This is a genomic window from Nostoc sp. C052 (assembly GCF_013393905.1).
Taxonomy (GTDB): domain Bacteria; phylum Cyanobacteriota; class Cyanobacteriia; order Cyanobacteriales; family Nostocaceae; genus Nostoc.
Genome location: NZ_CP040272.1, coordinates 3,530,001 through 3,543,888 on the forward strand (window position 1 = coordinate 3,530,001; position 13,888 = coordinate 3,543,888).

The window sequence follows — 13,888 nt, forward strand, 5'->3', positions numbered from 1 at the left end:
ACGGCGATACGGTGACGTTCGATATGCGAGCGATCGCCTTAAAAGATTTCGCCCTCAATTTCCAACTTGCCCTCTATGCTGGCTTCCTGATTGCCTACGCCGTCAAGTTGCCGATTATTCCGTTGCACACCTGGCTACCTGATGCCCACGGTGAAGCTACAGCCCCCGTGCACATGTTATTAGCAGGTATTCTCCTGAAAATGGGCGGTTACGCCTTAGTTCGGATGAATGCCCAAATGCTGCCCGATGCCCACGCTTATTTTGCACCAGTGTTGGTGGTTTTGGGGGTAGTTAATATCATCTACGCTGCCTTAACATCCTTTGCCCAGCGCAACCTGAAGCGAAAAATTGCTTACTCCTCAATTTCCCACATGGGCTTTGTGATGATTGGTATTGCCTCCTTCACTGATTTGGGTTTAAGTGGGGCAGTATTGCAAATGGTTTCCCACGGGTTAATTGGGGCGAGTTTGTTCTTCCTGGTTGGCGCAACTTACGATCGCACCCACACCCTGATGTTGGATGAAATGGGCGGTGTCGCTAAGAGAATGCCAAAGATTTTCGCCATGTTCACCACCTGTTCAATGGCTTCTTTGGCATTGCCAGGGATGAGCGGTTTCGTGGCAGAATTAATGGTATTTGTGGGCTTTGCTACTAGCGATGCTTATAGCTCTACCTTCAAAGTTATCGTGGTGTTCTTAATGGCAGTGGGAGTGATTTTAACTCCGATTTATCTGCTGTCGATGTTGCGAGAAATTTTCTACGGTAAAGAGAATGAGGAATTAGTTTCTCACCAAGCTTTGATAGATGCCGAACCCCGTGAAGTATTTATCATTGCCTGTTTGTTAATTCCAATTATTGGTATTGGTTTCTATCCAAAATTGCTGACTCAGATGTATGACGCTACAACTGTACAATTGACGGCAAGATTGCGTGATTCCGTGCCGACATTAGCACAGCAAAAAGACGAAACACTAAAGGTTTCTTTGAGTGCGCCGGAAATTGGTAATTAAGTTGCGATCGCTAGTTTAGTTTAAATATTTATTGCTTTGAGGGTGGGTTTTTTACCCGCCCTTTTTGTTACTCAGAATTAGAAATGGGTAGGCATTCATCCTTGTAAGGAAGTTTGAAGTCACGGTAACTCAGTAGCGTTAAAAATTGCGAAGTAGGGCGAAAGATAAAATAACGCTGCCGAACAAAGAGTAATATACAAGTTGAAATATAGGCGATCGCGACTACTCCTATACTTCTTAGCAGCAGTTTTCGAGGATTAAAATCTCGCATATTCTTCAAGTTATTTCCCAACACTGCTAAAAGGTGCGATGTCTACGACGGTCTACCTACACCTACGCCATTTTTATTAGCCTATTGCTAATACAATCCCCATTCTAATTTCAGAGTTTCTAACTTAGGATTCTTTACACTCATTCTCTTACACTCTTCCAAAAATTCTTTGACTTGTCCTTCGTTAAGACTTAAACCACCGTCTTGCAGATTATTGATGTAAGTAATTACATCTGAAGTTGTTAAAGCCGAACTGATTTCTTCTAAAAGAATAGCATTTCTAACTTCCCGACAAACCAACTCAATATCTGATGAAGTAAATCTCCCACTTTTATCAGCCAAAATTTCAAAGTTAACTAGCTGATTCATATCAATTTTTGACAGGTAGTGTTTGAATAAATCTATTCTTTCTGCTTGAGCAGGTGGGAAAACAGGAATCTTCCAATCCAATCTACCAGAACGTTTCAAAGCGCTATCAATACCACTCAAATAATTAGTAGCAGCAATGACAATTACATCACTATTTTGCAGATTATTTAGTTCTATGAGTAATTGATTGATAGTCGCCTTTTGGTCTGTGTGTGCGTTGTCTTCATTACGATTAAATCCAATACTGTCTAACTCATCAATAAATAACAGTGAAGGAGATTTTTTCTTAGCTTGAGCAAAGATATCTCGAATATTCTTTTGACTCTGCCCTATCCAAACACTGACAATATCGGCAGGAGAGAACTTAAAGAAATATCTTCCAGACTCATTAGCAAAGGCATTTGCTAGTAAAGTTTTACCACATCCCGGTAAGCCATAGAAAAGAATTCCACCAATTGAACTCTTGTATCCTTTAGATTGCAGCTTCAGGAGTCTAGTTAGTTTCTCTTTTTCTTCATTCAGCCCTTGTACTTGGCTAAAGTCAAGTTTAAATTCTTTGATGCGGTTAGTAATTGGATATGCTTGGACTAAACTAGGTTTTTTGGCTCCATACTTAAAGGATGGATATTCGATAAAATCAAATGATACCGGGACTAATTGGTGTTTTTCATAATCAGGAGCCATGATTATAACTTGGAAGCGATCGCCATAATATCCAGAAAACTTATACTCTAATATTTCCTTAGCTTTTTTCAGTTGGTAATAGTTGCGTGCTATCTCAAAACCAGGAATTACCAACCAAAGACTTTCTAGTTGATTTGGCCATACTTTTGATTTCCGCAAAACTCTTTTAATTGAATCTAAAAAGAGATTATTATCTTGAAACTCTTGGTATTTGAGAGTTTCTATCTCAACCACTACCTGATTTTTTACATAGACTTCTATGATTTCATTTTGGTACTCTTCATCATCATCTGATGTATCTTCATCGATTGTTTCTTCATCCCTAGAAGTCAACTCAACTTCACAGTTTATATTAGGCAATCCATATCCTAAGCTTTCCAACGTTTTAATAGCAAAATATTTAAGGTAGATATATTCTTTACTTTCCTGCTGCCACTTCAGAGTGTAAAAATGTTCAGACTTCATTTTCAAAAATAACTGAGACTCAGCCTGTATTTGAGCCTTTTGTAATTCGACAAAGTAATCTTGCAAAGAGGCATCATCTTCCTCTATTTCATAATATGGAAGTTCCAATAGTAGACGGAAATGGGCGTACACTTCTTCTTTATATTCAATAGATGCTTCATTTGGATATTTACACCTGAGAGTAAAAGTAAAAGGAATTTTACTAGCAACTCTATCTACCAAGTATCCTAAAGCATCTTCTTGCTGATGGGCTTGGATTTCTAATGCCGATGGACAATGAAATAAAATGAAGAACTGTTCAGAGTTATATTTATTTGCATATAGAGATATCTGTTCAAACTGCTGATCGAATTTTTCAGAATCAAGCAACTCTAAGCCAGTGTTGCCAAGGATAATACTGGTCATAGTTGAGCGATGAAACTGGAAAATACTAGCATCGGAAATAGGATTTTCTTGCTCATCTGCACAATCTTTATCTTCTGAAAGAATACTTGTAGGAACTTTCCTAGTGGCAACTTTTGGTATACTATGATAGCCTCCATATTGAGACTTTCTAATTAATTCATAATTAAAGATTTTGACAACAATATCACAGAAGAAATCTTCTACTTGTGGAATCAAAAAAATACCTACTGGCTGTTGAGAATCTAAACACGCTTGAAATCGTTCATATTCTTGTTCAGAACCAAAATCAAACAAGTAGTAGAAAAAATCATGTTTGACTGAAACTGCCTCTTTTAGTTTGGCTGAAATTGATTGAGGTTCCGCAACTTCATTTGTTGGTTCTACACCTTTAATAGAAATAGCTATTTTTGTATCTAAGGGAACATGTAAATCCAACCGAGGATTTGCACAAAGCCCCAATTCATCAAGGGCAGTATTAAAATCGTCTATGAATGATTGACTTCTACGCTGGTAGCCAAACTGTTCTATGATAGTTTTGACTCGTAGACTTTTTTGAGTTTTACCAGTTCTCTGAAGTTTACTTTTAATTGAACGTAAATAGGCTGTATATGACATTTTGTGAGCATCCCAAAGAAACTAAATATATAGTTCCCTAACTGACATATCTAGCTAACGCACACAAGCAATGTCTTTATTTTGGTCTGGAAGTACGATAAATAATCATGCACAATCCATCGCTACAGTCGGGTTAGTGCGAGATTAGATGGAGGTTTAGTAGTGTTTGAAATCAACAGGCGGCGGAGTAACCCCAGGTGGAACATCACCGAAGACTTGGCTGGGTATATGTTCATGATGCCCACAATTCTAGTTTTGGGAACTTTTGTAGTCTTACCTATTCTCTACGCCGTTTTTCTTTCCCTGCAAAAAGTCCAACTTCTCGGCGGTATTGAGTACGAGTTCATCGGTTTTCGTAACTTCACGCGATTAGCTGAAGATGAACGGGTTTGGATTGCTTTGAGAAACACAGCAGCTTATGTAGCAATTGTTGTGCCAACTCAAACTGTACTAGCTTTAATTCTGGCGGTAACTCTGAATTCTGGGATTCGTGGTAAAAACTGGTGGCGCATCCTCTATTTTTTGCCCACAGTCACTTCTTCAGCAGTGCTGACGCTGATCTTTATGTGGATTTATAACACCGATGGGCTACTAAACGATTTTCTCGCGTTTGTAGGGCTACCGACTTATAACTGGTTGGGCGATCCAGCAGTTGCGCTCAAAGGCATTATGATTATGAACATTTGGTCAACTGCGCCATTTTTCATGGTGATTTATCTGGCGGCGTTGCAGGATATACCCCAAACACTTTATGAGGCGGCGGAACTCGATGGTGCAAATGGGTGGCAGCAATTTATCTACATTACTCTTCCCCTGCTTAAGCCTGTAACCTTCTTTGTGGTAGCAGTGGGGGTGATTGGGACTTTTCAACTTTTTGACCAGTCTTACATCTTTTCTGGCGGTACTGGCGGGCCGAACAACGCTACCTTAACTGTAGTGCTGCTGATTTATCAAGCTGTGTTTCGGAATTTACAAATGGGATATGCAGCTGCGATCGCATTTTTGTTAGCAACAGCCATCATTCTCATTACTTTGATTCAGCGCCGACTTTTCGGAGGCGAACGATTTGACTAACACCTCTGGCTTATTCTGGCTCAAAGCCCTGTTATACGTCCTGCTGACACTCTATGCCATCATTACCCTAATACCCTTTCTCTGGGCATTTTCAGCATCATTTAAGCCGCTATCAGAGATTGTCAGTGGTGAACCCAACTTTCTCCCCAAGAATTTTACTCTCGATAACTACAGGCAAATCTTTCTCCAAGAACCGCTGTTTTGGCGCTGGTTGTTTAACAGTGTAGCGATCGCCATCAGCGTCACCCTTTTAAACTTGTTGTTAAATTCAATGGCTGGTTATGCCTTGGCAAGACTGCACTTTGTAGGCAAGCGTTTTTGGTTCTTCCTAATCTTGGCTGTGCTGGCAGTACCAGCCCAAATCACGCTAATTCCTACATTTTTAATTTTAAAAGCGATCGGCTGGCTAAATTCTTACCAAGGAATGATCGCGCCTAGCATGGTGAATGCCACTTTTATCTTTATGATGCGGCAGTTTTTTGTTAATTTTCCTAAAGAACTAGAAGAAGCCGCTCAACTCGATGGCTTAAATACCTTTGGGATATTCCGACATATTGTCTTACCTTTGGCAAAGCCAGCACTAGCAGCACAAGCAGTATTTGTGTTTATGGGAAGTTGGAATAATTTTTTACTGCCTATAGTTATCCTATTTGACCCAGAAATGTTTACCCTCCCTTTGGGACTGAACACCTTTAAAGGTCAATACATCAGCTATTGGAACTATATTATGGCGGCTTCTATGGTTTTTACCCTGCCAGCTTTAGGTATTTACGCCTTTTTTAATCGTTACTTTATTCAAAGCGTCACCTTTACTGGGGGAAAAGGTTAATAGTCATTGGTCATTAGTCAAGAGTTAAAAATTCTTCCCTTGCTTCCCCTGCTTCCCCTGCTTCCCCTGCTTCCCCTGCTTCCGATGCCCCATGCCCAATGCCCCATACCCAATGCCCCATTCCCCAAACAGTATTTTGGGCAACAAATTGGACTCCTAACGTGATATTGGTATTACAGAGACTCAATCTCTATCTATCAGTTAATAAGCATTATGGGTTTTGCAGACCTATCGATCGCAGAGATAGCAGCCGACTACAGCATTCCTGTAGAAAAAGTGTTTTCTCTGTGCAACCAACTGGGAATCGCCTACAAACACCAAAAGACCCGTTTGGCGTTAGAAGATGCAAAGGCAATTATTTCCCAAATATCGTCTGAAATACGCCCAAAAGGTACTAGCGACTCGGTGGGCGATAACGAAGTCACCTAAAGGGTTATCTCGGCTTTAGCTAATCACTGATAGCTAATGACAAAAAATAATGAGTCATTAGCAATTAGCAGCTTGGAGATTGAGAATCGCGTTCTTAGTTAGCTGTGTTGAGCGTCAAAATTTTTAAGGGGAAACATGTTTAGAAGACTAATTGGCGTTGTTGTGGCTACTGTTTTACTCTCGTTTCAGTTGCTTGTCGGTAGCGCGACAGCAGTGGAACTGGACAAAGCTACCCGAACAGTGCCATTAAATACTCAAGGTGATACCGTCGTACTCAGCCTTAAACAAGTCAAAGAAGGCAAACGCTTATTTAATTACGCTTGCGCCCAATGTCATGCTGGTGGAGTTACCAAGACAAATCAAAACGTGGGACTCACTCCAGAAGACCTGGCACTGGCAACACCCAACCGTAATAACATTGAAGGCTTAGTCGATTACCTGAAAAATCCCACTACTTACGACGGGGAAGAAGAGATTTCTGAAATACACCCCAGTCTCAAAAGCGCAGATATTTTCACAGCAGTGCGAAATCTGACAGATGAGGACTTGGAGGCGATCGCCGGTCATATTCTTTTACAACCCAAAATCGTTGGTACTAAGTGGGGAGGCGGAAAAATCTATTACTAAATCCTGGAACTGAGTTACTGGGAATAGGGCATTGGGCATTGGGCATTGGGAAGAATTCATTCCCTATTCCCCATTCCCTATTCCCCGTTCCCCATTTACTACTAATTGCACAGTTTTTTGCAAGAAATTGCTCTCCATTATTAAAAAAAAATTTATCTATGACAGATTGTCATATTTGGCGTTGATTTTATTTAAAATGAGAAAGGGAAAAAAATTGTTTGTTAGGAGAGAGCTATGAAATTAATTTCGGCAAGCTGGCGACGCCTTAGTTTAGCTGTATTGACAATCCTTTTAGTTGTTAGCAGCTTTGCTGTTTTTACTCCCAGTGCTTCGGCTGAAACCTACAAGGTGAAATTGGGTAGCGATAAAGGATTGCTAGCATTTGAACCGAAAAAGTTGACCATCAAACCAGGCGACACAATTGAATGGGTGAACAACAAAGTTCCCCCCCATAATGTGGTGTTTGATGCTGCCAAAAACCCCACTAAAAACGCTGAATTGGCAAAATCTCTATCTCATACCAAGTTGCTGTTGAATCCTGGCCAAACCAAAACAACCACCTTCCCCGCAGATGCACCTGCTGGTGACTACACTTTCTACTGCAATCCCCACCGTGGTGCTGGCATGGTTGGTACAATCACTGTCGAGAGTTAGAAACACTAGCGTTAGTGAAATTAGCTCATCGGAACACGCCACACTCCTAGAGTGACGCACAAAAGACATCAATGGCGGTAACAAGTTCTATCCTTCCCGAAGACGCTAAGTAACCTGTAGCGATGTAGGAGTGAACTCGTTACCGCCAATTTTGATCAAATTTGACTTAATCGGGGATTAATCGCGTTTATACTCTTGCTGGAGGCTTGTTGCGAGGAAATTCTGTTGAGAATACTTTTATTAATTTTAATGTCGGCGATCGCCATATTCAAATTGACATTCATTAGTCCAGCACTAGCTGCCGAAACACCCAACGGTGCTAAAATTTTTGAGGCTAACTGCGCTTCTTGCCATATCGGTGGCGGTAATATCCTGATTATCCAGAAAACTTTGAAAAAGGAAGCATTATCAAAATACTTAGAAAATTATGATAGTGACTCAATTCAGGCGATTATCCACCAAGTACAAAATGGTAAAAATGCCATGCCTGCTTTTAAAGATAAGTTAAGTACTGAGGATATTCTGGAGGTAGCTGCTTACGTTTTTCAAAATGCAGAACAAGGCTGGTAAATGCAGCTATACCGTCTAGTTCTTGTAGGGTGGGCCCAATGCGTAGGTTTGGTGGCAATACTTCTCGGTTAAGGGGAAAAGGGGAAAGGGAAAGAAAAAACCTTTAACCCTTACCCTTTAACCTTTTCCCCAAACCCGATTCCGAGTTAAAAATGCTTAACCGAGAAGTATTGGGTTGGGTGGAGCGGAGCGCAACCCAACAGATATCAGGATGTAGACTTTGGCAAAGCCTCCACCCAACCTACAATTAATTTTTTTACTCCCAAATTAACTATATTTATAAAAAACTCCATCCCGCAAGTGGGGTGGAGTTATTCATCCAAAATCATGAGCGGATGATTATTTCTCTGGATTAGACTTTTCTCTGTTTTCCTTCACTTGACGCAATACTTCTACTAATTTTTGATCGGATTCAACCGAGGGTGTAGCCAGACCCTTATTGACTCTTGGCAGCAATAAGGCTTCGGAATTAGTAGCTGCCGATGAAGGCGTGGACTGGTTATTTTTGATTTTAAGTTCAGATAATGGTTTGGGAGTAGCTGCCGGTGAGAACTCAGGTTGATTGCCATTGACTCCTGGTGTAGCTAATGGTTTCAGAATACCTGTCGGTAAGGACGTAGGCTGGTTATTTCTGATTCGCAAATCAGGTAACGGTTTAGAAGTAGCTGCTGGTAAAGGCGTAAGCTGATTGTTATTTATTCCTGGTGTGGATAATGAAGAGGGCTTTTGCTCTTGAGTAGTCTCAGTGGTATTGTTAGTGCTGTTTTGGAAACGTAGGTTAAAGGGATAAGAACTAATCTGTTTATCTCCCTTAGGGGATTGCTTGTTGAAGTATTCTCTTGCTTTTAGTTGCAATTCCGGGGAAATGAGCTTGTCTTGAAACTTGATATCTAAGACCTTACCATCAGGATCTACAACCAATACACCCAAAACGGCACCTTGAAGATTCGGCCGATCTGTGGGTAATGTTTGGCGAATGACTGGTTTTTGTTCAGCGTTGGGGTATTGTTGCTGGACTTCTTTTCTCAGGTTTGCGTAGGAGTCTAGCTGTGCGATCGCCTGTTGAGTTCCTTTCACCGATAAATCAGGTCTCTGAGGTGTGATTCCCCTACTTCCGATTAAAGCAGCTCCATTTCTTGGCGCTTGCTTTAGAGAATTTATCAGCGGGTTTTGAGCAATTCTAGACGCATTATTAACTGGTTGCGTCATTGGCGAAGTTATATTTCCCTGTGCTGCTGCAATGGGGGTAGTGTTAGAGAATGTTGGAGATTGGGGATTCCGCAGAATATCATCTGGTATTTTCTGTGACTGCAATTCTGGCAATCTATTTAGAGCTAGCGGCTTAGATGGCTCATAATTGCTGGCAATATTATTACTGGTAATATTATTACTGGCAATATTATTGACACGAGGAACCGATGGAGAAAATTTGGCGCTGGTATTGTATCTAGAACTGTCAAATTTAGAGGCGTCAAATCGCAAATTATCACTAGGAATCATCCGCAAAGACTGTCTTGTAGGCAAGGATGAGACTGAATAGTTATTCGATGATGCGGGTAACGGAGGCAGTACGAATTGGCTGGATGGCGGTGGCGCTAATGGAGTTAATCCAGTTTGGGGGCTAAGGTTCGGTGCCGAAAGTGGTGCTACTGGAGGAAATTGTTGTAAACCGACTTGGGGCGTGGTTTGAGGCAAGCGGTTTTGGTCGGCTTGGCTCAATTCCAAAAGTCCGACTGTTTTGGATGATGCTGTTTCTTTGGGCTTGTTAGACTCCATAGGCATCAATGGCACAATCATGGCGATCGCACCGTGAATACCAAGGGAGGCTATAGCTGCTATCCCAATTGGTTGGCTTAAGATTTCTGGTATATTTTTCAGCAGGGAGACGTAAGACATGGCTGTTATCGTTCACTCGACTCAGTTGCAGTTGACTAGCGATTTTCTCTTTCCGACTATATTTTAATGTCTTGTAAGAGATGCGTTTCTCTAAGGAAATAGTAACTTCCTCTGCTGGCAATCAAAACGCCAAAATTGCCATTTATTCAAGTTTCTAATTAATCAATGACGCTATATCATAATCTTCAAAATTTGAACTTGCTAAAGAGATATTTGAAAAATTACTACTTTTGATTTCTTATTTTTATGACGCACCCAATTAAACCTAATTAAAATTAATATCTGGGATATTTATAAAGTTTAAGTAAACGCACAAGTCTGGGAAAATCACAACTTCAGCAGATGTTGCCTTGTTATTTTTACTGGTTTCCAGTCAACTACGCTCCTGTAACAGATGGCACACTTGCTGATCCAAGACTAGTCCCTATGTGAAAATACTACCACATCGGCAGCCCCTAAAACTGTTGCAAATTGTACAATTTTATGAGCATTCTCGTTCTAAACCCCACCAAAGCTATTTGGGTTTCTATCAAAGGAGTTAGCGAATCAGAAGATCGCAATTCTAGCTCTTGAATCATGACTACTTCTTCGACCAAAAAGTTCAAACCCTCAATCACTGCATCAAAAATTTAAAATGCCGTTACCGACAGTTATTTTACCTGGATATCTAGAAAGCGCGATCGCTTATCGCCAACTAGAACAATCTTTACAACAGTTAGATTTTCCCACCGTTACAGTGCCACTGCGACGGCGTGACTGGTTCCCCACTCTCGGAGGAAGACCCGTAACACCAATTTTGCAACAACTCGATCGCACAATCAAGCACACATTACTGCAATATAATGCTACTCAAGTTAACTTAATTGGTCACTCAGCCGGAGGTTGGATATCCCGTATTTATATGGGAGAAAAACCCTATTTGGGACGCGGTGGTGTCAAACCATTTCTCTGGGAAGCACATCCCCTGGTTGCTAATCTCATCACCTTGGGTACACCTCACATTAGCCAAGAACGCTGGACGCGCTTCAATCTCGATTTTGTCACCAATAACTACCCAGGAGCCTTTCACAAAAACGTTCGTTACATTTGTGTGGCTGGCAAAACTATCTTTGGCCAAAGGCGGCCTGGTAGTTGGTTAGCTTACAGCAGTTACCAATTAACCTGTGGTCAGGGTAACACTTGGGGAGATGGCATCACCCCCATTGCAGCTGCTCATTTAGAAGGTGCAGAAAATCTGGTGATTGAAGGTGTCAGACATTCTCCCAGAAGTCCTGGGATTTGGTACGGTTCAGCAGAACCTTTAAAAGCTTGGGTGCAATATCTAATTTAAAAAACTTTATCTTTTTCTGACAAATGCAACATTTATTAATATTTCTTAGCTAAAATTGTAACAAGAATAAATACTTAGTTAAGAACAGGAGGGGTGAACCATGCAAAGCACCCAGTTCGATCAGATTTTGCGACGAATAGCGACGATATTATCGGTCGTGATTTTGACTCTGTGTTTAATTTATGTATCTAGCGGAGTTCTACTGTCTTTTTACTATGAACCGACAGCAGGCGGGGCTTATAACTCCTTAAAGATGATTAATACACAACTACCATACGGCTGGTTGTTTTGGAGAGCGCATAACATTGCTGGTAACGCGGTAATTGCGATCGCCTTAATTCAAATTGTGGTGATGTTTTTAGGTAGGCAATTTCGCCAGAGTTGGCTCACAGCTTGGATTAGTGGGATTCTGTTGACCCTAAGTGCGATCGGGCTAGATTGGACAGCGATGATTTTGGATTGGACTCAGGAAGGATACTGGCGTTTTAACATTGAGCTAGGAACTATCGAAGCTATTCCTTTCATTGGTGGCCAACTGCGCGACATCCTAACCGGCGGTGGAGCTATTAACACAGTTACCGTCGAACACCTTTACACAATACACAGTTATCTGATTTCGGTGGCCACTCTAATTCTGGCCATAGTGCATTTCTCTGCTTTACTCTGGCAGGAATCGCAAGTGGAGTTAGAAGTTAGGAGTTAGAAGCAATTCAATTTTAGATTTTGAATTTTGGATTTTAGATTGAAGGAAAAATCTAAAATCTAAAATCTAAAATTGGGCGAGGGATAGGTCTTCAACCTCCGGTAACTTTTCTAAAGAGAGGGGAGTGGATTGGGTGGCACCAGATAAACGTTTTAAAAGGCTAGGTCTGGGGTCATGTAACAGATAAATAATGCGATCGCCAATTTCCCAATCTTGGTTAGCTGGCATTACCTGTAAACGTTCTTCTCGTTCTATCAATAGCGGTATCAATACCCCAGTCCGAATCTTTTCTTGGATGTGATCGCATTGAGTAGAAAATTCCAACTCATTTAGCGTGGTCGTCCCCAATTTAACTCGCCCATCATTCAAATATTCATTCCAAGTTTTAATAGCTAAGTCTGGGATAAAAGCTTGATTAACTTTATTACTAGCTGAGTTACTCGCTTGCGGATCGCGGGGGAAAACAGCTAAAACACGTGGTGGATTAAACTCTTCAGCAGCTCGTTGAGCCAAAACAAAATTCACCTCACCATTACTCGTCATCGCCAAAAAAGTACCCATAGAAGCAAGTCCGGCCTCTTCCAAAACAGCAGCATCTAGGGCACTGCTGGCAATCACCCGGAGATTTTGCGCCTCAGCTTGTACAAGACATTCGGGGTCAGTATCAATCATCACAACGTTTTCTCCCCGTTCTTGAAAGAACCGGGCAATCAAAAGACTTAAGGGATTACAACCCACAATTACTGCCCCAATTGCGTCTTTAGAGGTGATTTGCAGCAATTTAGCAACCCAACCAGCTGTTAGCCCTTGACAGACAACAGTCATGATAATTGTGAGGAATACCAGAGCTTTGATGGAATCACCGCCGTTAATGCCGCGCTGTGTCAGCGAAATCGCAAAAAAAGAAGCTACGGAAGCAGCAACAATTCCTCTTGGCGCAACCCAGCTTAAAAATAATTTTTGTCGCCAGTTTAGATCGCTGTTCCAGGTACACAAGAGAATATTAATCGGGCGAACGACAAACATTAGTACCAAAACAGTAAATAAACTACCCCAACCCAAAGCAAACACACTCGCAATGGATAGGTCAGCAGCTAATAAGATAAATAGCACCGAGACGCTGAGAATTGTTAGCTGACCCTTAAAACTTCGTAAAAGACGTTCTTCTGGGACTGAGGAGTTCGCAAATACTGCTCCTGCAACTACTGTTGTCATTACTCCCGATTCACTGCGGATCATTTGCGATAAGGTAAACAGGCTCCAAAGAATCGCCAACACCACTAAATTTTTTAGTTCAAATGACAGAAAACTGGCGCGTTTGAAAATCAAACTCATCAGATAACCGCCAGCACCACCAATTGCTGCACCAACACCCAAACGCATCAATAAACCAGTGATCGCATTAATGGGGTCAGCATCGCCGTTCAAAATCGTATCGAGGACAACGAAGGCGAGGATAGCCCCTACAGGGTCGATTAAAACCCCTTCCCCTTCCAAAAGTGTTGCTACTTGCCGATCGACATTAATTTGTTTAAGCAAAGGGCCAACGACCGTTGGGCCTGTCACTACAACTATGGAAGCGTAGAGAAAAGCTATGTTCCAGGGAAATTCCCCCAGCCAGTGGGCTGCCATACTCCCACCAAGTAATGTGATTAACGTTCCTTGAGTGACAAGCAATTGCAGGCTAACTGAAACTCTGCCTAATTCTCGTAGATCCAAGTTAAGTCCGCCCTCAAACAAAATTATTGCCGTTGCGAGGGCGACAATAACTTCTAGCCCAGTGCCTAGCGAATGGGGATGCAATAACCCGATGCCATCAGAGCCAAACAAGATGCCCAACAGCAATAACAAGACGATGCTGGGTACACGAAGGTATGCGGCTAGCACTTGGGCGCTAATACCCGCAAAGACGGCGATCGCCATCTGTATAGTAATTTCAAAAGATGCTTCCATGTTG

General features: G+C 41.6%; 13 protein-coding genes (1 of these 13 running past the window's edge). 9 read left to right on the plus strand and 4 right to left on the minus strand.

Features of this window, described 5'->3' with window-relative positions; genetic code table 11:
• Positions 1-1,010: the 3' portion of an NAD(P)H-quinone oxidoreductase subunit 4 gene (locus tag FD723_RS14200; protein WP_179065900.1), read on the plus strand. 568 nt of this gene lie to the left of the window's left edge; only the last 1,010 of its 1,578 coding nucleotides appear in the window; its start codon lies off the left edge, out of view; the stop codon is at positions 1,008-1,010.
• 358 nt (positions 1,011-1,368) lie between these two features.
• Here FD723_RS14200 and FD723_RS14205 read toward each other — a convergent pair whose 3' ends face one another.
• Positions 1,369-3,819, minus strand: coding sequence for a 26S protease regulatory subunit (locus FD723_RS14205; protein WP_179065901.1), 2,451 nt, complete (start codon positions 3,817-3,819; stop codon positions 1,369-1,371).
• A 162-nt stretch (positions 3,820-3,981) separates the two neighbouring features.
• Between FD723_RS14205 and FD723_RS14210 the strand changes: the two genes are divergently transcribed.
• On the plus strand, positions 3,982-4,893 hold the full coding sequence (locus FD723_RS14210; RefSeq protein ID WP_179065902.1) for a carbohydrate ABC transporter permease: 912 nt from the start codon (positions 3,982-3,984) through the stop codon (positions 4,891-4,893).
• Positions 4,886-5,722 (plus strand): carbohydrate ABC transporter permease, encoded by an 837-nt coding sequence (locus FD723_RS14215; RefSeq protein WP_179065903.1) that lies wholly within the window; start codon positions 4,886-4,888, stop codon positions 5,720-5,722. Before FD723_RS14210 ends, FD723_RS14215 begins: the two co-directional genes overlap by 8 nt.
• A 13-nt stretch (positions 5,723-5,735) precedes the next feature.
• Here the strand turns inward: FD723_RS14215 and FD723_RS14220 are convergent, their stop codons facing one another.
• Complete coding sequence (locus FD723_RS14220) at positions 5,736-5,909, minus strand: hypothetical protein (RefSeq protein ID WP_179065904.1); 174 nt, start codon at positions 5,907-5,909, stop codon at positions 5,736-5,738.
• Positions 5,910-5,935: 26 nt separating this feature from the next.
• On the opposite strand from FD723_RS14220, the gene FD723_RS14225 reads away from it, so the two are divergent.
• From FD723_RS14225 to petJ, 4 genes are all read left to right on the plus strand, one after another.
• Entirely contained in the window at positions 5,936-6,151 is a 216-nt protein-coding gene (locus tag FD723_RS14225) for a hypothetical protein (RefSeq protein WP_179065905.1), read from the plus strand.
• A 135-nt stretch (positions 6,152-6,286) separates the two neighbouring features.
• Entirely contained in the window at positions 6,287-6,778 is a 492-nt protein-coding gene (psbV, locus tag FD723_RS14230; protein ID WP_179065906.1) for a photosystem II cytochrome c-550, read from the plus strand.
• 234 nt (positions 6,779-7,012) lie between these two features.
• Positions 7,013-7,432 carry a plastocyanin gene (gene petE / locus FD723_RS14235; RefSeq protein ID WP_179065907.1) on the plus strand — a complete coding sequence of 140 codons (420 nt, stop codon included), beginning with the start codon at positions 7,013-7,015 and terminating at the stop codon, positions 7,430-7,432.
• Between the two features lie 225 nt (positions 7,433-7,657).
• Positions 7,658-8,002 (plus strand): cytochrome c6 PetJ, encoded by a 345-nt coding sequence (gene petJ, locus FD723_RS14240; protein WP_179065908.1) that lies wholly within the window; start codon positions 7,658-7,660, stop codon positions 8,000-8,002.
• 339 nt (positions 8,003-8,341) lie between these two features.
• Here the strand turns inward: petJ and FD723_RS14245 are convergent, their stop codons facing one another.
• Positions 8,342-9,898, minus strand: coding sequence for a hypothetical protein (locus FD723_RS14245; protein ID WP_179065909.1), 1,557 nt, complete (start codon positions 9,896-9,898; stop codon positions 8,342-8,344).
• Between the two features lie 634 nt (positions 9,899-10,532).
• On the opposite strand from FD723_RS14245, the gene FD723_RS14250 reads away from it, so the two are divergent.
• Both FD723_RS14250 and FD723_RS14255 read left to right on the plus strand, forming a co-directional pair.
• Positions 10,533-11,228 carry a triacylglycerol lipase gene (locus FD723_RS14250; protein WP_179065910.1) on the plus strand — a complete coding sequence of 232 codons (696 nt, stop codon included), beginning with the start codon at positions 10,533-10,535 and terminating at the stop codon, positions 11,226-11,228.
• Between the two features lie 100 nt (positions 11,229-11,328).
• Positions 11,329-11,931 carry a cytochrome b N-terminal domain-containing protein gene (locus FD723_RS14255; RefSeq protein WP_179065911.1) on the plus strand — a complete coding sequence of 201 codons (603 nt, stop codon included), beginning with the start codon at positions 11,329-11,331 and terminating at the stop codon, positions 11,929-11,931.
• A 66-nt stretch (positions 11,932-11,997) separates the two neighbouring features.
• Here FD723_RS14255 and FD723_RS14260 read toward each other — a convergent pair whose 3' ends face one another.
• Positions 11,998-13,884 carry a sodium:proton antiporter gene (locus FD723_RS14260; protein ID WP_179065912.1) on the minus strand — a complete coding sequence of 629 codons (1,887 nt, stop codon included), beginning with the start codon at positions 13,882-13,884 and terminating at the stop codon, positions 11,998-12,000.
• Between the last annotated feature and the right edge of the window lie 4 nt (positions 13,885-13,888).